This window comes from Achromobacter insuavis (assembly GCF_902859645.1).
In the GTDB taxonomy this organism is placed as follows: domain Bacteria; phylum Pseudomonadota; class Gammaproteobacteria; order Burkholderiales; family Burkholderiaceae_B; genus Achromobacter; species Achromobacter insuavis.
On record NZ_CADIJR010000094.1, the window covers coordinates 1 to 21903 of the forward strand.

The window sequence follows — 21903 nt, forward strand, 5'->3', positions numbered from 1 at the left end:
ATGCCGCGGCCGACAACGCGGCGCCGGTCGCCGCCGAAGCCGCGACGCAAGCCGCCGCCGATGCCGCCGCCAGCGACGCCGGGGAAGCCGCCGCCGATGCCGCCACCAGCGTCGCGGTGGCCGGCACCGACAGCGAAGCCACGCTGCGCCAGATCTACCGCGCCGACGGCACCGCGTTGCTCGACAGCGATACCGCCGAACGCCTGGGCCAATATCGCGTGCTGCCCTTCTCCCCCCGGCGCGCCAACGACAGCTCGCGCGAGGCCGCGCCCGGCGCCGACCAATTGCCGCTGGCCCTGCTGCGGCCGAACGACTACCAGCAGCCCACCGGCATCCTGACGCGCTCGGGCAAGATCGTCACCAATCCCGACTGGGACGACATGAGCACCTACGACGCCGCCGCGCCGCTGCTGGTGAAGACGCGCAAGCGCACCGTCGGCGCCATCGACGCCGAGGGCAACTGGATCCTGCCGCCCACCTACGCCGGCATCGGCGGCTTCAAGGGCGCCTACAGCTGGGCGCGCACGCCGGCCATGAGCCGCGACGAAGCCGTGCTGATCGACACCCGCGGCAATACGCAGAAGCTGCCGGCCCACGTCGAAGTCAACGGCGAAAAGATCAATGGCGACCTGCTCTATTTCTACAAGCAGGACGACCGCCGCAACCGCCACTGGGGCCTGTGGAACATCCGCGGCGCCAGCATCGCCGTGGCGCCGACGCTCGACCGCATCGAGGATTTCCAGGACGACTGGGCCAAGGCGCAGGACCGCGACCGCTGGGGCATCATCGACCGCCATGGCAAGTGGGTCGTGCCGGCCACCTACGCCGGCAGCTACGACCTGGACTACCTCGGCAACGGCTACCTGCTGGCGCGCGAGCCCAAAGGCAAGAATGACTCGGGCTACCGCGACGACTACCGCCTGATCCATCTGCCCAGCGGCAAGCGCAGCGTGGTGCTGCACGAGAAACCGCGGGACCTGAAACAGGGCCGCTACCTGGGACAGGGCAAGGACGGCGGCACGCTGCTGTTCGACGCCGACGGCGGCATGACCCGCCTGTTCGACGGCGTGCCCGAGCGCCAGGATCAGTTCGGCGACTGGATCTACGTGCAATACCGTTCGCGCAACGGCGCGATCGACGCGCGCGGCAACCTCAAGGTCTCCGCCAGCAGCGGCGAGTTCAATCCGTTCTTCGTCCAGCCCGAGGGCCTGGCGCGCGTCTACGACGGCCAGCGCTACCGCCTCATGGACGAAAACGGCAAGGCCCTGCTCGAAAAGCTCGGCGATGGCACGCCGCTGGCCTCCATGCAGCGGGTGATCTTCCGCGACAGCGACGCGGCGGAAAGCGTCATGACCGACCTGCAGGGCCGCGAAATCACGCGCTTCAAGGGCGAGTTCACTGTCGAGGAGCGCACCGCCAGCGAGGGCGTGGTGGCCTATCGCGGCAGCGGCGACCGCTACGGTTTCGTCAATGCCGCCGGCAAGCGCATCGTCGGCCCCTACTTCAACAAGCTCGGTCCGCTGCGCGACGGCCTGGCGTTGGCGCGGCGCGACCAGCGCAGCGGCAAGCTGCTCGGCTACATCGACCTGAGCGGGCGCTACGTGATCCCGCCCGAGTTCGGCTGGGCCGGCGACTTCAAGGAGGGCCGCGCGCTGGTGCGCCGCGATCGCCTGCTCGAATTCATCGACACCCGCGGCAAGACCACCGCCATCTTCGGCCTGCTGTGCGGCCAGATCATCGTGATGGACGCGCAGGAACGCGTGACCTGGCCGCGCGAGAAGCTGACCTGCCCCGACGCCGTCGGGACCGAAGGCGTGCCCGTCCCCGAATCCACCAAAGCAGAACAATCATGACCACGCGCGCGTTTCACGCCACCCGTATCGCCTGCGCCGTCGCCGCGCTCGGCCTGTCGCTGTCCGCCCACGCGCAATACCGCCAGAACGGCATTCCCTGCGTCGACGGCCTGATGGATCCGGCCGCGACCAGCCGCGACATCCAGGACTACCAGGGTCCCGCCGGTTGCATCGGGCCGCTGTCGGACAATCGCGCCGCCGTGCTGCTGCCGTCCTCGCTGGAGGAAATCGACCGCGTGCCGACCGACCAGTCGCTGCGCCGGCATGCCTGGGGTTTCATCGACGGCAACGGCAAGCTCGTGGTGCAGCCGCAGTTCGAACGCGTCGGCAACTTCCACCACGGCCTGGCCGCGGTGCGCTGGAAGGGCAAGTGGGGCTATATCGACGGCAAGGGCAGGATGGCGGTGCCGCCGCGCTATGACAGCGTCGGCGACTTCGTCGAGGCCGGGCTGGCGGTGGTGACGCTGGACGGCCAGCGCCAGCTGATCGACCGCGGCGGCAAGGCCGTGGGCGACGCGCTCGACGCCAGCGTCGACAACGTGATCCTGGGCGAGGGCCGGCCGGCGCAACTGTCCGTCACCTACCGCGAGGAATACCGCTCCCCCGACGGCGAGCGCCGCTACGCCAAGGATGGCCTGCGGGTGGTGTCGAGCTACGGCAAGGACCTGTTCATCGGCGTCGACGACCATGGCATGTACGGCCTGCTCGACGCCGACTGGAACTGGCGCATGGAACCGAAGTTCAGCGACATCACGCGGCAGAAGGACGACCCGCTGGCGCTCGGCATCGGCGACGATGAGGTGGTGCTGATCGACGAGCAGGGCGCGCTGATCGGCGAGGGCAAGCGCTATCAGCGCCTGGGCCGCGTCGGCAAGGCGTTCTGGAGCGCGCAGCTGCCGACCACGGGCTACGCGCTGCTGGACGCGCGCGGCCAGCCCATCGCCACGCTCACCAACGAGGAAGCGAACGCCTCGGATATCTACGACAACACGCTGGTCTACCGCTCGGGCGACACGCTCAAGGCCTATGTGCCCGGACGCGCCGAGGCCCTGACGCTGGGCAGCCGCGACCTCAAGCCCGAGCAGAACGAAGGCGGCTATCTGCTGCTGCGCGGCAAGGCCGGCAATGTCGCCGGCCTGCTGACGCCCAAGGGCGCCTGGCTGCAAGGCGACAACGCGCCGTCCTGGCTGGCGCAGGCCAGCCGGCTGGCGGTGCGCCAGGGCAAGCTGTGGGTTTCCAGCCAGGACGGCCAGCTGCTCAACGCCATCGATGCCGACGGCCGCGCGGTGCTGCAACCCGAGGCGGTCGAAGCGGCGCAAGGCTCGCAACTGCGCGACATGCCGCTGGACGTGCCCGACGGCCCGCTCGGCGTGCTGGGCCAGGGCTATTGCCACTGCACGGAAGGCGGCGCCGGCCTGCTGCTGGCCGACGGCAGCGTCGCCACCCGCAAGGACTGGAGCGAGATCGTGCCGCTGGACGGCCCGCGCGACAACGACACGGCGGAGGACGCCGCCGAGGCCGCGCCGCTGACCGCCGACCAGTTGCGCTTCGCCGCGCAGACCGACGAGGGCGTGCAGCTGCTCGACGGCCGCGGCCAGCCGATGGACCTGCCGCTGCAACAGCACATCGGCGCCTTCCGTCACGGCTACGCGCTGATCTACGCCAAGGGCGAGACGCGCCTCATCGACCGCGCCGGCAAGACCTATGCCCTGCCCGACTACTTCGAGGCCGAAGTGGTCGCGCCGGGACTGGTGCGCTACCTGAAGACCGCGGCCGAGGGCGACCCCTGGGGCCTGTACGACTTCATCGCCGGCAAGGAAGTGTCGGCCCCGGTCTTCCAGTACATCGGCGCGTTCCACGACGGCCGCGCCATTGCCGCGCTCGGCAAGGACAAGGTGGGCCTGATCGATGCGCAAGGCAAGTGGATCGTGCCACCGCGCCACAACGATGCCCGCCGCGTCAACGACAAGCTGTGGCTGATGTACCAGGCGGGCTCGAAGGAAGAGGACTACCGCCGCCCGGCCGCGCTGTTCAATCGCGAGGGACGCGTCCTGACCAGCTTCCAGCCGGCGCTGGATGTGTCGCGCGACGGCAGCGGCGCCTATCTGGCCTACAGCCAGAAGAACCGCTGGATCATCGCGCCCGACGCCTCCGACGCGCTCGACCTGCAGGACGCGAACTACACGCCGATGGGCGCCTGGCTCGCCATCCGCCGCGCCGACCGCCACGGCTATGTGGATGGCCAGGGCCGCTGGCAGATCGCGCCGGGCGCGGTGCCCGGCACGCGGTTCCAGGGCAAGCCGGCACGTGCGCTGGTGAGCGGCGAAGACGGCGCCCGCCTGATCGACGAACACGGCAAGACCGTGGCCAGCCTGCCGGCCGGCGACTGGTACTGGCCGACGGGATCGGCCTGGCTGCTGCGCGCGGACGCCGACGCCGCCGGCAACCCGGTCACTGTCTACACCGACACCACGGGCAAGACACGCCTGACCCTGCCGGGCACCGCGACCTCGTTCTCCGAAGGCCAGGCGGCCGTAGTGCTGCCCAACGGCAACATGCGCGCGGTCAACGAAAAGGGCGTGGAGAGCGGACCGACGTTCAGCTACATCGGCCCGCGCCGCGACGGCCTGGCGGCGGTCCTGGTCGGCGACCGCTACGGCTACGCCGACAGCCAGGGCCGGCTGGCGATCACGCCGGTCTACCTGTGGGCCTCGGCCTATGCCAACCAGCGCGCCGTGGTGTCGACGCGGGATCTCTCGATGATCGTGGACGAGCGCGGCACGATGGTGGCGCGCGTCACCATGGAATGCGGCATCCGCACGCTCCACGGCAGCTATAACCAGCGGCTGTGGCCGCTGTCGATGCCGCAGCGCTGCCGCCAGTGAGGCCGCGCGCGCCGGAACGAGCCGGCGCGCGCCCCGGCCCTGCTACTGCGCGTCCAGCGCCAGGTAGCGGCGGGTCTGCACGATCTCTTCGCGCTCCTTGAAGCTGGTCAGGCGGTCGGCCAGCGCGCTGCTGTCGCCGGTCTCGCGGATCGCCGCCAGCGTGGCCTGCATGGCGTGGATGGCGGCGCGTTGCAGGTCCGACGGAATGATCGCCAGGCGATAGCCCATCGCGGCCAGGTCGGGCAGCGGCACCAGCGGCGTCTTGCCGCCATAGAACATGTTGATCAGCTTCAGGCCGGGCAGCCGGTCGGCGATGGCGCGGATCTGCTCCAGCGTTTCCGGCGCCTCGACGAACACCATGTCGGCGCCGGCCTTCACATAGCGCTCGGCGCGCGCGATGGCGGCATCGAAGCCTTCCACCGCGATTGCGTCGGTGCGCGCGATCACCAGCGTGTCGGCATCGGCCAGCGTCTGGCGCGCGATGTGGACCTTGCGGCACATTTCCTCGGCGTCCACCAGGCTCTTGTCGTCCAGGTGGCCGCAACGCTTGGGAAACGACTGGTCCTCGATATGGAAGGCCGCGACGCCGGCGCGCTCCATGATGCGCACCGTGCGCTCGACGTTGGCCGAACCGCCGAAGCCGGTGTCGGCGTCGGCCACCACCGGCAGGCCGCTGGCGTCGACGATCTTCTCGACCCGGTCCATGACCTCGGTGAAGCTCAGCAGGCCGATGTCGGGATAGCCCGCGGCGCGCGCGATGGCGCCGCCGCTGGCGTAGACGGCGTTGAAGCCGGCCGCCGCCACCAGGCGGGCCGACATGCCATCGTAGGCGCCGGGCGCCACCACGATGTCCTGGGCCAGATGGCGGCGCAGCAGCGCGCCGGGGGTGGGAGTCGAAGCCATGCGCATTCCTTTGGAAACGAAGAGGGGATGTGCGCATCATCGTTCCGCCGCACTAGAATGTCCAATATATGGAAAATTGATAATCGGTACTTTCTGGATACCAATATGGAACTGCGCCACCTGCGCTATTTCGTGGCCACCGCCGAGGCCCAGCACTTCACCCGCGCGGCCGAGCAGCTGGGCATGGCGCAGCCGCCGCTGTCGCAGCAGATCCGCCAGCTGGAAGAGGAAGTCGGCACGCCGCTGTTCGACCGCCGCGGCCGCGGGGTCAGCCTGAACGACGCCGGCCACGCCTTCCTGGCCTGCGCACAGGACATCCTGCAACGCGCGCAGGACGCGGTGCGGACGGCGCGCCGCGCCGCGCGCGGCGAGGTCGGCGAACTGTCGCTGGGCTTCACCGAATCGGCGTCGTTCCATCCGGTCGTGACCGAATTGATCCGGCTCTACCGGCAGCAATACCCCGATGTGGAAATGACGCTGTCGCAGGACGACAGCGAAACGCTGGTGGCGCGCCTGCGCGAAGGGCTGATCGACGCGGCCTTCGTGCGGCCGCCGTTCGCGATGGACGGCGGCCTGCGCTTCACGCAGCTGACGGAAGAGCCGCTGGTGGTGGCGCTGCCGCTGGGCCACGCGCTGGCGCGGCGCAAGCGGCTGGCGCCGGCCGACCTGACGCAGGAACGCTTCATCCAGTATTCGCGCAAGTCCGGCTATGGCCTGAGCGCCGACATCATGGCGGCGTGCCGCCAGCATGGGCTGAACCCGCTGCCGGGCCAGCGCGCGCCGCAGTTGTCATCGGCGGTGAACCTGGTGGCGGCGGGCATGGGCGTGGCGATCGTGCCGGCGTCGCTGCGCCACCTGCGTCCGGACGGCGTGGTCTACCGCCCCTTCGCGCTGGACTGGCCGCGCGCGGTGCTGGGCCTGGTGGTGCGCGACGATGCGCCCGGCGGACGCGTGGCCAACCTGCTGGCGCTGGCGCAGGGGTAGTCGCGCGCTAGTGACCTAAACCCGCGGCCTGAACCCGCGGCCTGATCCGCGCCACGTCAATCGTCGTGCGATTCGTGCACGGCGATGGCGCCACGCTTCCAGTAGCTGGCGGCGCGGATGCGGCTCTTGTCGACGCCGTGCTGCGCCACCATGATTTCACGCACCGCCTTGGCCACGGCAGACTCGGCCGCGATCCACGTATAGCCCTCGCCCGCCGGCAACGCCAGCTCGCGCGCGGCCTCCAGGAGCAGCGTGCTGTAGCCGGCGGCGGTGCCGTCGCGATGCAGCCAGCGCACCGTGGCCTGTGCCCGGGTCGGCAGGGCAATCTCGTTGGCGGCGGACGGCACCTCGATCAGCACCAGCGCCTGCGCGGTCGCGGGTAACTCCTCCAGGCGGCGGGCGATGGCGGGCAGCGCGGTCTCGTCGCCGATCAGCACGTGCCAATCGAAGCCCTTGGGCACCACGAACGAGCCGCGCGGGCCGCCGATGCCCAGGCGCTGGCCGGCCTCGGCCTGCTCGGCCCAGGTCGAGGCGGGGCCATCGCCGTGCAGCACGAAGTCGATATCCAGTTCCTCGCGCGCGGCGTCGTAGCGGCGCGGGGTGTAGTCGCGCGCCGCGGGGCGCGGCGCGCCGTCGGGGAACTTGATGCCGTCGGGGCCGACCTCGGGCAACAGCAGGGGTTGCGAGGGATCGGCGGGGAAAAACAGTTTCACGTGGTCGTCGAAGGACGCGGACACGAAGTCGCGCAGGTCGTCGCCGGTGAAGGTGACGCGGGCCAGCAGGCCGGCGATGCGCTCGACGCGCGCCACGGTCAGGATGCGCATCTTCAGGGGATGGCGCACGCGTTCGACAGTCAGGTCGCTACGGGTCATGGGGTCTCCAATGGAATAGGCGGAATCAGTCACAGCTCTTGCCGGTGATTTCCGCGGTCGCGCGGCGCAGGATGGCGGCGATGCGACGTTGTTCGGCGGGCGACGCCTCGGTGCGCTGCAGCAGCGCGTGGCGGATCTCCTGGCGGGCGTGCACGAACTCATCGATCCAGCCGCTGGCGTCTTCCTCGTCGGTAGCGGGACGCGGCTCGCCGCTCCAGGCCTGGCGCATCCAGTCCATCTTGCGGGCCACGTGCTTGAGCTTGTTGAACATCACCGACAGGCGCTCGCGGTTGGCTTCCAGGTGTTCGCGGCCCGGGTCCGCCAGGTGGTAGCGCTTCTTGCTGCCTTCCTGCTCGACGGTGGCGTAGCCCAGTTCTTCCAGATAGGTCAGCGCCGGATACACCATGCCCGGGCTGGGCGTGTAGAAGCCGTTGGACATCGCGCCCAGCGCCTTGATCAGCTCGTAGCCGTGGCTGGGGTTCTGTTCCAGCAGGCCGAGCAGCATCAGTTGCAGGTCGTCGGCCGAGACTTTGCGGCCGCGCGCCCAATGACGGCCATCGCCGCCGAAGCTGTCGTCGGCATCGCCGCCCCGGCCGTGGCCGCCCCACGGGCCGCCAAACCAGCCGCGCCCGCCGCCGGCATGACGGCCATGACGGCCGCGGCCGCCTTCGTGGCGACCATCCGCGCCGTGGCCGGCGTGGCCATGACGTTCGTAGGGGTCGTGATGATCGAGGGATTCGTGGCGACCGCGATGATCGTGGAATTCGGGATGGCCGTGATGGCCGTGGTGATGATCGTGGTGGCCGTGGTGATGATCGTGGTGGCCGTGGTGATGATCGTGGTGGCCGTGGTGGTCGTGATGGCCACGGTGGCCGTGGTGGCGCTCGCGCGATTCATGGCGCGAGCCGCGGGCAAAGGCGGTCAGGAAGTGGAAATGGCGCATGGGGGCCTCGCTGGGAGTCTGACGTGTTACTTAAAACATATCTTAAGATATATGTCTTACGATACACAGACACGATTCCGGCCGTCAAGCGCCTTTTTTTGTGACGCCGCTACCGGGGCGTCTTGTCGAGCACGCCGGCGGCGATGCCGGCCACGATCAACGCCATCCCCAGCAACAGCGGCGCGCTCAGGGGCTCGTGCAGCACCACCGCCGAACACAGCAGGCCCACCACCGGCACGCCCAGCAGGCCGATCGACGTGACGCCCGCGGGCAGGGACCGGTTCACGTTCACCGCCGCCCAATACGCCACGGCGATGCCGAACACGCCGCCATAACCCAGCAGCCAGCCCAGGTCCGGGCTCCACGTCACGCGCGGCGCGCCCTCGGCCGCCCAGGCGACCGCGGCCAGCACGCCGGAGGCCAGCAGCGCCTGCCAGAACGCCAGCTCGAACGGCGGCGTGACCCAGCGGTGGGCGCGCACGTAGACGATGTTGGCGGCCCAGCACAGCGCCGCCAGCAGCACCAGGCCGTTGCCGAACACGGCCTCGCGATTGCGCCAATCGAACGCCAGCGGATTGAAGATGACGACCAGCCCCAGCAGGCCGAGCGCCAGCCCGAGTTGCCGGCCGCGCCCGATTGGCTCGCCCAGGAACACGCGCGCGGCCGGAATGACCCACAGCGGCGTGGTATAGGCCAGCACCACCGAGCGGCCGGCCGGCACGTATTGCAGGCCGAGACTGACCAGGGCGGCGAACGCGCCCATGTGCAGCAGGCCCACGCTCAGGATCACGGGAATGTCGGCCTTGACCGGCCAGGCCACCCGCCGCAGCGCCAGGCCCAGCGCCAGCAGCGCGGCGGCGCCGGCGACGCTGCGCGCGGCCACCGCCCAGATCGGGGTCATGTATTGCAGCAGCAGCTTGCTGACGACCCAGGTGAAGCCCCAGGCCAGCACCACCACGACGAGCAGCGACAGGGCCTGGCGGCGGGGCAGGATTTGAGTGGACATGGCGCGGGCGGAAGGGGCGAATCGCCCCGACTATAGAAGCGCGCCGCGCCCCCGCCGTAGCGCCACGCGGCGCCTAATCTCTGGAGCCACGCGCGGCCGCGCGCGGCTTGCGCGCCAGCCAGCGCGCGACAGCCGCGGCCTGTGGTTCGTCCGGCGCGGGCGCGTACACCACCAGGCGCAGGTGGCGGCTTTCATCGACCGACAAGGTGGAATGCTCGAACGCCACCTCGCCCAGCGCCGGCAGGCGCAGGCTGCGCACGCCCATGCAGGCGCCGTGCACGTCGTGCTCGCGCCACCAGGCCTTGAACTCGGGCGCGACGCGTTCCAGTTCGTCGACCAGTTCGGTGATGTCCGGCGCGCCCGAGGCCGAGGCGAAATCGCGCCGGAAGGTGGACAGCATCGCCGGCGCCTGCGCCGGCCAGTCGACGAACAGCTCGCGCATCGCCGGATCCACGAACAGCATCCACAGCAGGTTGCGCCGCCCCGCCGGCTGCGCGCCAAAGCCGAACACGCGCTCGGCGGCGGCGTTCCACACCACCACGTCCCAGCGCAGGTTGAGGATGTAGGCGGGACGCGCGGGCAGGTCGTCCATCAGGCGTCGCACCTGCGGCGGCACGGTGCACCAGGTGCGACCCGGCTCGGCTGGCGGACGCTGGTGCGCCAGCAGGTACAGGTGGCGCCGTTCCGCCGCGTCCAGTCGCAGCACGCGCGCCAGGTTTTCCAGGAAGGTGGCCGACACACTGATGTTGCGGCCCTGCTCGAACCAGGTGTACCAGGCCAGGCCGACGCCGGCCAGCGCCGCCACTTCCTCGCGCCGCAGGCCGGGGGTACGACGACGGCCGCCGGCGGGCAGGCCCAGCGCGGCCGGACTCAGGCGCTCGCGGCGCAGCCGCAGGAATTCGGCGAGGTCGGCGCGGGTGCGGTCCAGCCGCTGCGCGCCCGTGTCGAGCGCGCCGGCTCGCGGCGCGGGCGCGGCGGCCGGCGCCGCGTCATGCGAAGGGGAACGGGGCATAGGCTATTGCCTTCAGTAATAGCATAAACAGCTAAATTGTATGAGGCTCGAACAGCCCACAGAATAGCGCCGATCCCCACTCCCGCGGCCTGTCCATGTCCTCCGCCACCCTGCCCTCGCCCTGCCCCGATGCCGCCACCAAGCCCGCCACGCCCGGCCCGCTCGGCCTGGCCGTGCTGCTGTCCGGCGGCTTCATCACGATCTTCGACCTGTTCGTGGTCAACGTCGCCATCCCCAGCATGCAGACGACGCTGGCGGCCAGCTTCGCGCAGATCAATTTCATCATCGTCGCCTACGAGCTGGCCTATGGCGTGCTGCTGATCGCGGGCAGCCGGCTGGGCGACCGTCATGGCCGCCGGCGCCTGTTCATGCTGGGCATGGCCGGCTTCGCGCTGGCCTCGGCGCTGTGCGGCCTGGCACCCGACGCCAACACGCTGATCGGCGCGCGCGTGCTGCAGGGCGTGGCCGCGGCCATGCTGTTCCCGCAGGTCTACGCGCTGATCCGCGTCAGCTACGACGGCCATGCGCGGCGCCGCGCCTTCGGCCTGCTCGGCATGACGCTGGGACTGGCGGCCATCGCCGGCCAGGTGCTGGGCGGCTGGATCGTGCATGCCGATCTGTTCGGGCTGGCATGGCGCACGATCTTCCTGGTGAACGTGCCGGTCGGCCTGCTGGCCTGGCGGCTGGCGCGCCACATTCCGGAATCGCGCGACGCCGCGGGCGCGCCGATGGATTGGGGCGGCTCGGCGCTGGTCGGCGCGGGACTGGGCCTGTTGCTGCTGGCGCTGGTCGAAGGCCCGGCGCGCCATTGGCCGACGTGGACGCTGGCCTGCGGCGCGGCGTCGGTCGCGTTGCTGGCGCTGTTCGTATGGATGCAGCGCCGCGCCGGCGCCGCCGGCCGCGCGCCGCTGGTCGACATGACGCTGCTGGCGCAGCCGCGCTTCGCCGCGGGCTGCCTGCTGGTGACGCTGGTGTTCTCCACCGCCAGCGCCATGTTCCTCTGCTACGCCCTGCTGTTGCAGACCGGGCTGGGCGTGGATGCGCTGACGGCGGGCACGGTGTTCGCGCCGGCCAGCGTCGGCTTCGTGGCCGGCTCGATGGCGGCGCCGCGGCTGGTGGCGCGCTTCGGCACGCACGCGGTCACCGTGGCCGCGCTGCTGTATGGCGGCGCCACGGCCACGCTGATGTGGCAGGTGGGCGCGGCCGGCGCCGCGCTCGCGCCCTGGTCGCTGGTGCCCGCGCTGGTCTGGCTGGGCGCGGCGCAAGGCGCCGTCAACACGCCGCTGGTGAACCTGGCATTGGGACTGGTGGAAGACCGCCAGGCCGGCATGGCGGCGGGCGTGGTCGCCACCTTGCAGCAGGTCGGCGCGGCGCTGGGCGTGTCGGCCGCCGGCATGCTGTTCAGCGGCACGCTCGATGCGCTGGCGGACGCGGCCGTCGGCGACCGCTACGCGCAGGCCTTCGCCAGCGCGATGCGCTTCAACCTCGCGGCCATCGGCGCGTCGGTGCTGTTGCTGGGGTGGCTGGGACGGCGCCGTTGACGACGCCATCCCGAGGACGCGGCGCTATGGCGCCAACGGCACGCCCGGCTGGCTGGCCGAACGCGTGCCCGGCAGCGGATGGCAGGACTGCGGATGATAGGTGTGCACCAGCGACAGCTTGACGCGGTCGCTGCGGTTGCCCTGCGCCGCGTGCAGCGTGCGGCAATGGAAGAACACCAGGTCGCCGGCGCGCAGCTCGGGACAGACGGCGCGCCCGATCCATTCGGCATTTTCGGGCGCGTCGTCGCGGAAGAATTTCTTCTCGTCGAACTGCGCCGGCTGGAACGCGGCCGCGTGCGAACCGGGGATGAACGACAGGCCGCCGTTGTCCCGGTTCTCGTCGCCGAGCGCCAGCCAACAGGACACCAGGTCGGTGTCGGAGAACGACCAGTAGCGGATGTCCTGGTGCCAGCCGGTCAGGCTGCCGTAGGCCGGATGCTTGGTCATCACGCAGTTGTGGTGCACGGTGGACAGCACCGGCGTCTCGCCGAAATAGCGCGCCAGCGATTGGCCGATGCGCGGGTCGGTGGCCCATTGCGCGAACAGCGGATCGCGGCCGTAGGCGCCGAGCAGGCGCCGCACCGTCAAGCCGCCTGCGGCGTCGCGCGACTCGGGGGCGCCGGGATAGCGCAGATCCGCCTCGTATTCGATGGGCGCCACGTGCTCGTGCAAATGGCGCTCGGCCAGCGCGCGCAGCGCCGCCACCTCGGCCGGGTCCGCGAACTGGCGCGCGACCACGAAACCCTGCTCGCGCAGGACCGCTAACTCATCTTCTTGCAATGACCCGGACATGATGAACCTGCCAAACCCTCAGACCCCGCGGCATGAGCTGCAAGCGTCTGCGCACACGGCAGGCGCGTGCCGGACGAGGCGCCGGCGAGCGCGGGAGAGCTAGATTACACCCAAACCCGCAGCCCCGGCCCGGCTAGGCCTGGCCGCCGGTCGGCGTATTGTCGGGCGGCGCGCCGGCCCTGAGCCGGGCGGTGTCGCGCTCGACTTCCTCGTGGTTGACCCATTCGCGCCACACGGCCACCAGCAGCGCCATCAGCACCGGGCCCACGAACAGCCCGACGATGCCCATGGTCTTCACGCCGCCCACCAGGCCGAAGAAGGTCGGCAGGAACGGCAGCTTGACCGGGCCGCCCACCAGGCGCGGGCGCAGCGTCTTGTCGACGATGAACAATTCGACGCTGCCCCACACCATCAGCGCGATGCCCGCCACCATGTGGCCGGAACCGACCAGATACAGCGACACCAGCGTGAACGACAGCGGCGCGCCGCCGGGGATCAGGGCCATGAAGCCGGTGACCACGCCCAGCAGCACCGGCGACGGCACGCCCGCGACCCAGTAGGCGATGCCCAGCACCACGCCCTCGCCCAATGCGATCAGGCCCATGCCGGTGACGGTGGAATTGATGGTGGCCGGCACCACGCGCGAAAAACGCTGCCAGCGCGCCGGCAGGATGCGTTCGCCCAGCACGTCCAGTTGCGCCACCATGCGCACGCCGTCCTTGTAGACGAAGAACAGCGTGATCAGCATGAACAGCACGGTCAGCAGCAGCTGGAACACATTGCCGGTGGCGGCCAGCACCATGCGGTAGATATTGCCCAGGTGTTCGCCGCTGACGGCTTCGACCAGCGCGCCCAGCGCATGCGGCTGGCCGATGTAGGCCTCCCAGTATTCGCCAAGCCGGTCGCCCACCACCGGCATCGAGGTGATCCAGTTCGGCACCGCGACGCCGTGGCGGTTGGCGGCGATGGCCCAGGCGAAGAAGGTGCTGGCTTCCTTGATGGCGTACGACAGCGCCAGCGACAGCGGCACGATCAGCACCACGATCACCACCAGCAGCGCCAGCGAGGCCGCCAGCGCGGTGCGGCCGCCGCAACGCGCGACCAGCCGCTGGTACAGCGGCCAGCTGGCCAGGCCGATGATCAGCGCGGCCAGCGCGGGCACCAGGAAGCCGCTGAGGAAATACACCCCCGCCAACAGGACGAGCAGCAAAAGCCAACGGGCGATCAGGTAAGCGGGAAGTACAGGCTGCATAGAGCGGATCGACAGTGAATGCGTTGAGGCTTTGACTGTCGGACTATACAGACGTTTCCAGAAATACGAGGGACGCAAAGCCTGTATTTACTACGGGGTTTCCCGGGTTTTCCAGGATTTTGCCGGCGAATTGCCGGCATGGCGGGCCAGGCGGCCCGCCATGCGCCCGCCTACAGGGCGTATTCCGCGGCTTCCTCCCGCGCGGTGCGGCGGCGCGGCATGGGCTCGTTGGCGGCGGCCACGCCGGCCACGGCCATCTGCTTGGCCTGGCTGACCTGGCGTTGCTGGAACACGCCGCAGCTGGCGGCGGCCGGGTCGGTCTCATCGCGGCCGCTGAGCAGCGGGCAGCTGGCGAACAGTTCCGCGACCCAGTCGGCGAAGGCGCGCACCTTGGGCGACAGCTGGCGGCTTTGCGGATACAGCACCGAGATCGGGGTGGCGCTGGGCTTCCACTGCGGCAGCACTTCGATCAGCTCGCCCGACTGCAGGTACGGCAGCGCCATGTAGCGAGGCGTCTGGATCAGGCCGAAGCCCTTCAGGCCGCAATCCAGGTAGGCGCCGGCCTCGTTCACCGCCACGGTGCCGCGCATGTCCACTTCCTGGTGCTTGCCGTCGATCTTGAAGTCCCAGGCGCAGTTGCGGCCGGTGCGGCTGGAGAAATAATGCACCGCGTGGTGGTTGCGCAGTTCCTCGATGGTCTGCGGCATGCCATGGCGCGCGACGTAGGTCGGCGAGGCGCAGGTCACGGTCTGCAGCGTGCCGATGCGGCGCGCCACCAGGCTGGAGTCTTCCAGGTCGCCGGCGCGGATGACGCAGTCGACGGCCTCCTGCACCATGTCCACCGGACGGTCGCCCAGGCCGAGCACCAGCTCGACGTCGGGGTACTTGTCGTGGAAATCACACAATGACGGAATCAGGATCAGCCGGCCGATACAGGTCGGCACGTCGATGCGCAGCCGCCCCTTCAGGCGCAGGGCCGCTTCCTGGAAGCAGGCCTCGGTTTCCTCGACATCGGCGAGAATGCGCACGCAATGCTGGTAGTAGCCGGCGCCGTCGGGCGTCAGGCCGATGCGGCGGGTGGTGCGGTTGAGCAGGCGCACGCCCAGCAGGCGTTCGAGGTTCTGGATGATGGTGGTGACGGTGGTGCGCGGAAGCGAGAGGCTGTCGGCCGCCCGGGTGAAGCTATTGGCGTCCACGACGCGCACAAACACCTGCATAGCCTGAAAACGGTCCATGGCGACGGTGTCCTTTAAGGGCAATTTGGTCGGGGTGTACGGAGCATAACCCGAAACGGTCCGGGATTAGACAAATCCACCGAACAGTGTTGCCGAGATAGCAGTGTTTATCCGCGCCCGCAAAACACTCAGAATGCAAACCATCTTGAAGTGCCCGTGCCGCCCGGCGCCATCCCAGGGCCTGTCAATCCTCAGACTCCGATCCCGGTAGAACCCGTCCCCAAATAGACGGATTTCACCAGGGAAACGTAACCGCGTCGCATGTTGCACTGCAATATGACATCGGTGTTTCAGGACTGCCAGACCCGCCGCGATGCCCGCCCCCGCCGCCCCCCGCCCCCCCTCGCGGTCCCCGGCAAGCGCGCTTCACCCCGACACCACCCTCAAGGAACATCATGGTTTCGCGTAATCGTATTGCTGTGCTCGTCGTTTTCGCGGCCGTCATCGCGGCCGGCGGTAGCTACGCCCTGTTTCGCGCCCCCGCGGGCGCCAATGCGGCCCAGGCGCAAGGCGCGCCCGCCGCGCCCCCTGTCGAAGTGGCGGAAGTGGTCAACAAGACCATCGTCGACTGGCAGCGTTATTCCGGCCGCCTGGAAGCCATCGACCGCGTGGACATCCGTCCGCTGGTCTCCGGCACCCTGACCGCCGTCCACTTCCAGGACGGCAGCATCGTCAAGAAGGGCGACGTGCTGTTCACCATCGACCCGCGCCCCTACGCGGCCGAAGTGGACCGCGCCGCCGCCGCCCTGACCGCCGCCAAGGCCCGCGCCTCGTACACGGCCACCGAATTGGCCCGCGGCCAGCGCCTGCTGACCGACAACGCCATCGCCCGCCGCGATTTCGAGGAAAAGCAGAACGCCGCGCGTGAAGCCGCGGCCAACCTGCAGGGCGCGCAGGCCGCGCTCGACTACGCCAAGCTCAACCTGGGCTACACCCGCATCGAAGCGCCGGTCGCCGGCCGCGTGTCGCGCGCGGAAGTCACGGTCGGCAACGTGGTCGCCGCCGGCGCCACCTCGGTGCCGCTGACCACGCTGGTGTCGGTCTCGAAGATGTACGCCTCGTTCGACGTCGACGAGCAGACCTTCCTGAAGTACGTGAACCCGGCTCGCAACGGCAAGGCCGGTTCGGTGCCGGTCGAGCTGGGCCTGGCCAACGAGGACGGCTACTCGCGCACCGGCTTCGTGCAATCGGTGGACAACCGCCTGGACGCCACGTCCGGCACCATCCGCGTGCGCGCCGAGTTCGACAACGCCGACGGCACCCTGCTGCCCGGCCTGTACGCCCGCATCCGCCTGGGCGGCAGCGAGCCGCGCAGCGCCGTGCTGATCGATGAAAAGGCCATCGGCACCGACCAGGACAAGCGCTACGTGCTGGTGCTGGACGACAAGAATCACGCCAACTACCGCCAGGTCAAGCTGGGCGCCAACCAGGAAGGCCTGCGGGTCGTGGACTCCGGCCTGGCCGCCGGCGAACGCATCGTGGTCAACGGCTTGCAGCGCGTGCGCCCCGGCGACGCCGTGAGCCCGACCGTGGTGCCCATGGTCACGGCGCAACGCAACCCGGTCAAGACCGCGGCCGCCAACTAAGCCGCCGGTGACCCGCAAAGCAGAACGAGAACGTTCATGAATATCTCGAAATTCTTCATTGACCGGCCGATCTTCGCCGGGGTGCTGTCCGTGCTGGTGCTGCTGGGAGGCCTGCTGGCCATGTTCCAGCTGCCCATCTCGGAATACCCGGAAGTGGTGCCGCCCTCGGTGGTGGTGCGCGCGCAGTATCCGGGCGCCAACCCCAAGGTCATCGCCGAAACCGTCGCCTCGCCGCTGGAGGAATCCATCAACGGCGTGGAAAACATGCTGTACATGCAGTCGCAGGCCAACAGCGACGGCAACCTGACGCTGACGGTCAACTTCAAGCTGGGCGTGGACCCGGACAAGGCGCAGCAGCTGGTGCAGAACCGCGTGTCGCAGGCGCTGCCGCGCCTGCCGCCGGACGTGCAGCGGCTGGGCGTCACGACCACCAAGAGCTCGCCCACCCTGACGCTGGTGGTGCACCTGATCTCGCCCAACGACCGCTACGACATCACCTACCTGCGCAACTACGCGATCCTGAACATCAAGGACCGCCTGGCGCGCATTACCGGCGTCGGTGAAGTGACGGTGTGGGGCGCGGGCAACTATTCGATGCGCGTGTGGCTCGACCCGCAGAAGGTCGCGCAGCGCGGCATGACGGCCAGCGAAGTGGTCGCGGCCATCCGCGAACAGAACGTGCAGGTCGCCGCCGGCGTGATCGGCGCGTCCCCGACCCAGGGCGACGTGCCGCTGCAGCTGAACGTGAATGCGCGCGGCCGCCTGCAGACCGAAGAGGAATTCCGCGACATCATCCTGAAGACCTCGCCCGACGGCGCCGTGACGCACCTGTCGGACGTGGCCCGCGTGGAACTGGATGCCCAGGAATACGGCCTGCGTTCGCTGCTGGACAACAAGCAGGCGGTGGGCATGGGCATCATGCAATCGCCGGGCGCCAACGCGCTGGACGTGTCGTCGCAAGTGCGCGCCGCCATGGTCGAGCTGGCCCAGGACTTCCCGCCGGGCGTGGAATACCGCATCGAATACGACCCGACCCAGTTCGTGCGTTCCAGTATCGAGGCCGTGGTGCACACGCTGCTGGAAGCCATCGCGCTGGTGGTGCTGGTGGTGATCCTGTTCCTGCAGACCTGGCGCGCGTCCATCATCCCGCTGCTGGCGGTGCCGGTGTCGATCGTCGGCACATTCGGCCTGCTGCTGATGTTCGGCTATTCCATCAACGCGCTGTCGTTGTTCGGGATGGTGCTGGCCATCGGGATCGTGGTCGACGACGCGATCGTGGTGGTGGAAAACGTCGAACGCAACATCGCCGCGGGCCTGAGTCCGCGCGACGCGACCTATCGCGCCATGCGCGAGGTGAGCGGCCCCATCATCGCCATCGCCCTGACGCTGTGCGCGGTGTTCGTGCCGCTGGCGTTCATGACGGGCCTGACCGGCCAGTTCTACAAGCAGTTCGCCATGACCATCGCCATCTCGACGGTGATCTCGGCCTTTAACTCGCTGACGCTGTCGCCGGCCCTGTCGGCCCTGCTGCTCAAGAGCCACCACGACAAGCCGGACTGGCTGACCCGGGGCATGAACCGCGTGTTCGGCCGCTTCTTCAACTGGTTCAACAACATGTTCGGCCGCGCCTCGGAGAACTACGGCGTGGGCGTGTCCGGCGTGATCCGCCGCAAGGCCGGCGCCATGGGCGTCTACGCGGTGCTGGTGGCCGCCACCATCGGCGTATCGTACCTGGTGCCCGGTGGCTTCGTGCCGGCGCAGGACAAGCAGTACCTGATCGGCTTCACCCAGCTGCCCAACGGCGCCTCGCTCGACCGCACGGAAGACGTGATCCGCCAGATGAGCGCCATCGCCCTGAAGGAACCCGGCGTGCAGAGCGCCATCGCCTTCCCGGGCCTGTCGATCAACGGCTTCACCAACAGCTCCAGCGCCGGCATCGTGTTCGTGACCCTCAAGCCGTTCGACGAACGCAAGGGCGCGGCGCTGTCGGGCAACGCCATCGCGGCCTCGCTGAACCAGAAGTTCGGCGCCATCCAGCAGGCGTTCATCGCCGTGTTCCCGCCCCCGCCGGTGCTCGGCCTGGGCACGCTGGGCGGCTTCAAGCTGCAACTGGAAGACCGCGCAGCGCTGGGCTATGCCGAGCTGGACAAGGCCAAGCAGGCGTTCCTGGCCAAGGCGCGCCAGACGCCCGAACTGGGCCCGGCGTTCTCGAGCTACGAGATCAACGTGCCGCAGCTGGACGTCGACCTGGACCGGGTCAAGGCCAAGCAACTGGGCGTGCCGGTGACGGAAGTGTTCGACACCATGCAGATCTATCTGGGTTCGATGTACGTCAACGACTTCAACCGGTTCGGTCGCGTGTTCCAGGTGCGGGCCCAGGCGGACGCGCCGTTCCGCGCCCACTCCGACGACATCCTGCAACTGAAGACCCGCAATGCCGCGGGTGACATGGTGCCGCTGTCGTCGCTGGTGACGGTCAAGCAGACCTTCGGTCCGGAAATGGTGGTGCGCTACAACGGCTACACCGCCGCCGACATCAACGGCGGCCCGGCCCCGGGCTACTCGACCAACCAGGCGCAGGCCGCGGCCGAGCGCGTGGCGGCGGAAACCCTGCCGCGCGGCGTGAAGTTCGAATGGACCGACCTGACGTACCAGCAGATCCTGGCGGGCAACGCCGGCCTGTGGGTGTTCCCGATCAGCGTGCTGCTGGTGTTCCTGGTGCTGGCCGCGCTGTACGAAAGCCTGACCCTGCCGCTGGCCGTGATCCTGATCGTGCCGATGAGCATCCTGGCGGCGCTGACCGGCGTCTACCTGACGGGCAACGACAACAACATCTTCACCCAGATCGGCTTGATGGTGCTGGTGGGGCTGTCGGCGAAGAACGCGATCCTGATCGTGGAATTCGCCCGCGAGCTGGAGATGAACGGCCGTTCGCCGCTGGAAGCCGCGATCGAGGCCAGCCGCCTGCGCCTGCGCCCGATCCTGATGACGTCGATCGCCTTCATCATGGGTGTGGTGCCGCTGGTGCTGTCGTCCGGCGCCGGTTCGGAAATGCGCCACGCCATGGGTGTCGCGGTGTTCTTCGGCATGCTCGGCGTGACGCTGTTCGGCCTGTTCCTGACGCCGGTGTTCTACGTCCTGCTGCGCTCGCTGGGCGGCAAGACGCTGCACTCGGCCGCGCCGCATGAAGCGCCGGTGTGCGTGCCGCACATCGATCCGAACGCGCCGCCCGCCACGCAGCACAACGCCTGATCCGGCCTGGAAAAAATAGCCAGCGCGTCCCGTCCCGAACGGCGGGGCGCGCGCCCAAGAGAATCGTCATGAAGACCAAAAGACTGATCCGCGGTTCCGCCCTGCTTGCCGTCCTGCTCGTGCTGGCCGGCTGCGCGGTGGGTCCGACCTACGAACGGCCCGCGGCCGCCACGTCGGCGGCCTACAAGGAAGCCGCCCTGCCCGCCTCGGAAGCCGGCACCTGGAAGACCGCCCAGCCCTCGGAAGAGCAGTTGCGCGGCGAATGGTGGAAGGTGTTCGGCGACGAAGGCCTGAACCAGTTGCAGGAAGAGGCCCACAAGGCCAACCAGAACCTGCAGGCCGCGGCCGCCCGCCTGACACAGGCCCGCGCGCTGCAGCGCGAGGCCCGCGCCGGCTTCTTCCCCAGCCTGGACGCCGCCTTCGGCCCCAGCCGCCAGCGTCCCTCGGCGGTGTCGCAAGGCCTGCCCGACGGCACGCCGACCAGCCCGTCGACCACCTGGCGCGCCCAGGGCTCGGTGTCGTACGAGGCCGACCTGTTCGGCCGCGTCGCCTCCACGGCCGACGCCGCCACCGCCGATGCGCAACAGAGCGAGGCGCTGTACCGCTCGGTGCTGCTGGCGCTGCAGGCCGACGTCGCCACCACCTATTTCCTGGTGCGCGAGCAGGATGCCGAAGCCGCGCTGTACCGCCAGACGGTGCAACTGCGCACCGAGACGCTGCAGCTGATCCAGCGCCGCTATGACGCGGGCGACATCAGCGAGCTGGACCTGGCGCGCGCCAAGGCCGAGCTGGCTTCGGCGCAGTCCGAAGCGCTGGGCATCGACCGCCGCCGCGCCGCCGGCGAACACGCGCTGGCCGTGCTGCTGGGCCGCGCGCCGTCGGAGTTCGCGATGCCGCCCAAGCCGATCGAGAAGGTGGCCCTGTCGATCCCGGCCGGCCTGCCGTCGACGCTGCTGGAACGCCGCCCCGACATCGCCGCGGCCGAACGCGCCATGGCCGCCGCCAACGCCCGCGTGGGCGCCGCCAAGTCGGCGTTCTTCCCGCGCCTGGACATCACCGGCGCGTTTGGCTACGAGTCGTCGGAGCTGGGCAACCTGTTCCAATGGTCGAGCCGCACGTTCCTGCTGGGCCCGCTGGTGGGCGCCGCGCTGTCTATGCCGATCTTCGACGGCGGCCGCCGCCAGGCCGGCCTGGACCGCGCCCGCGCGGTCTACGAGGAAGACGTGGCGGTGTACCGCCAGACGGTGCTGAATGCGTTCCGCGAGGTCGAGGACAACCTGGCCAATCTGCGCATCCTGTCCGACCAGACGCGCGCGCAGGACGCGGCGGTGGAAGCCTCGGCCCGCGCCGCCAAGCTGTCGCACACGCAATACCGCGAAGGCTCGATCAGCTATCTTGACGTGATCGAGGCGGACCGCAGCGTGCTGTTGCAGCAACGGGTCGCCGTGCAGTTGAGCGGTGAGCAGGCGCGGTCGGCGGTGGATCTGATTCGGGCGATCGGGGGCGGGTGGGGGAATCCTGTGCCTGGTGCTGAGGCTGTGGCTGCGAATCGGTAATTGTCTATCTACTGCGGCGTTGTGTTGCTTGCGAGGTTGTAGTGCTTCGTAGGTCGCCCCTCGGGCAGGTGGCCCCCGGGGCGGGCGCCCACGATTGCGGCCCGGAGCCTTCGCTCCGGGCTGCCCCGTCGTCATCCTTGTATGGTGTAGATGCGCCTTCCGCAGTGGGAGGGTGCTGGGGTAGGGACGTCGTCATCCATCAGCCGGTAGCAGCCGGACTGCCACAACGAG

The 21903-nt window shown here is 69.5% G+C and carries 15 protein-coding genes; 7 read left to right on the forward strand and 8 right to left on the reverse strand.

Annotation, left to right across the window (positions count from 1 at the left end):
• The coding region (locus H0523_RS28120; RefSeq protein ID WP_180180223.1) for a WG repeat-containing protein at positions 1-1853 on the forward strand (1853 nt) is incomplete at its 5' end.
• The gene (locus H0523_RS28125) at positions 1850-4738 is read left to right on the forward strand and encodes a WG repeat-containing protein (RefSeq protein ID WP_054429180.1); all 2889 of its coding nucleotides are present in this window, start codon (positions 1850-1852) and stop codon (positions 4736-4738) included. The genes H0523_RS28120 and H0523_RS28125, both read left to right, overlap by 4 nt.
• Before the next feature lie 42 nt (positions 4739-4780).
• Here the strand turns inward: H0523_RS28125 and H0523_RS28130 are convergent, their stop codons facing one another.
• Positions 4781-5641 (reverse strand): isocitrate lyase/PEP mutase family protein, encoded by an 861-nt coding sequence (locus H0523_RS28130; protein ID WP_054429181.1) that lies wholly within the window; start codon positions 5639-5641, stop codon positions 4781-4783.
• 105 nt (positions 5642-5746) lie between these two features.
• Here H0523_RS28130 and H0523_RS28135 point away from each other — a divergent pair, with 105 nt between their 5' ends.
• A complete protein-coding gene (locus H0523_RS28135; protein WP_054429182.1) occupies positions 5747-6625 on the forward strand; it encodes a LysR family transcriptional regulator in 879 nt (292 codons plus the stop codon).
• Between the two features lie 56 nt (positions 6626-6681).
• On the opposite strand, the gene H0523_RS28140 is transcribed toward H0523_RS28135, so the two are convergent.
• From H0523_RS28140 to H0523_RS28155, 4 genes are all read right to left on the reverse strand, one after another.
• Positions 6682-7497 (reverse strand): siderophore-interacting protein, encoded by an 816-nt coding sequence (locus H0523_RS28140; protein ID WP_054429183.1) that lies wholly within the window; start codon positions 7495-7497, stop codon positions 6682-6684.
• A 25-nt stretch (positions 7498-7522) separates the two neighbouring features.
• Entirely contained in the window at positions 7523-8440 is a 918-nt protein-coding gene (locus H0523_RS32370; protein WP_231689919.1) for a PadR family transcriptional regulator, read from the reverse strand.
• Positions 8441-8549: 109 nt separating this feature from the next.
• Entirely contained in the window at positions 8550-9446 is an 897-nt protein-coding gene (locus H0523_RS28150; protein ID WP_054429184.1) for a DMT family transporter, read from the reverse strand.
• A 73-nt stretch (positions 9447-9519) separates the two neighbouring features.
• Complete coding sequence (locus tag H0523_RS28155) at positions 9520-10458, reverse strand: helix-turn-helix transcriptional regulator (protein WP_231689920.1); 939 nt, start codon at positions 10456-10458, stop codon at positions 9520-9522.
• Between the two features lie 95 nt (positions 10459-10553).
• Here H0523_RS28155 and H0523_RS28160 point away from each other — a divergent pair, with 95 nt between their 5' ends.
• Entirely contained in the window at positions 10554-11999 is a 1446-nt protein-coding gene (locus tag H0523_RS28160) for an MFS transporter (protein ID WP_054429185.1), read from the forward strand.
• Between the two features lie 24 nt (positions 12000-12023).
• On the opposite strand, the gene H0523_RS28165 is transcribed toward H0523_RS28160, so the two are convergent.
• From H0523_RS28165 to H0523_RS28175, 3 genes are all read right to left on the reverse strand, one after another.
• Positions 12024-12791, reverse strand: a complete 768-nt coding sequence (locus tag H0523_RS28165) for a phytanoyl-CoA dioxygenase family protein (protein WP_054429186.1) — start codon at positions 12789-12791, stop codon at positions 12024-12026.
• A gap of 133 nt (positions 12792-12924) precedes the next feature.
• Positions 12925-14043: an AI-2E family transporter gene (locus H0523_RS28170; RefSeq protein ID WP_054429187.1), complete on the reverse strand. Its 1119-nt coding sequence runs from the start codon at positions 14041-14043 to the stop codon at positions 12925-12927.
• Between the two features lie 170 nt (positions 14044-14213).
• Positions 14214-15278 carry a LysR family transcriptional regulator gene (locus H0523_RS28175; RefSeq protein WP_054429188.1) on the reverse strand — a complete coding sequence of 355 codons (1065 nt, stop codon included), beginning with the start codon at positions 15276-15278 and terminating at the stop codon, positions 14214-14216.
• 395 nt (positions 15279-15673) lie between these two features.
• Here H0523_RS28175 and H0523_RS28180 point away from each other — a divergent pair, with 395 nt between their 5' ends.
• The 3 genes from H0523_RS28180 (at position 15674) to H0523_RS28190 (ending at position 21672) form a co-directional block, all read left to right on the forward strand.
• Complete coding sequence (locus H0523_RS28180) at positions 15674-16864, forward strand: efflux RND transporter periplasmic adaptor subunit (RefSeq protein WP_082385873.1); 1191 nt, start codon at positions 15674-15676, stop codon at positions 16862-16864.
• Positions 16865-16900: 36 nt separating this feature from the next.
• The gene (locus H0523_RS28185) at positions 16901-20116 is read left to right on the forward strand and encodes an efflux RND transporter permease subunit (protein ID WP_054429190.1); all 3216 of its coding nucleotides are present in this window, start codon (positions 16901-16903) and stop codon (positions 20114-20116) included.
• A 68-nt stretch (positions 20117-20184) separates the two neighbouring features.
• On the forward strand, positions 20185-21672 hold the full coding sequence (locus H0523_RS28190; RefSeq protein ID WP_054429191.1) for an efflux transporter outer membrane subunit: 1488 nt from the start codon (positions 20185-20187) through the stop codon (positions 21670-21672).
• Positions 21673-21903 lie beyond the last annotated feature (231 nt).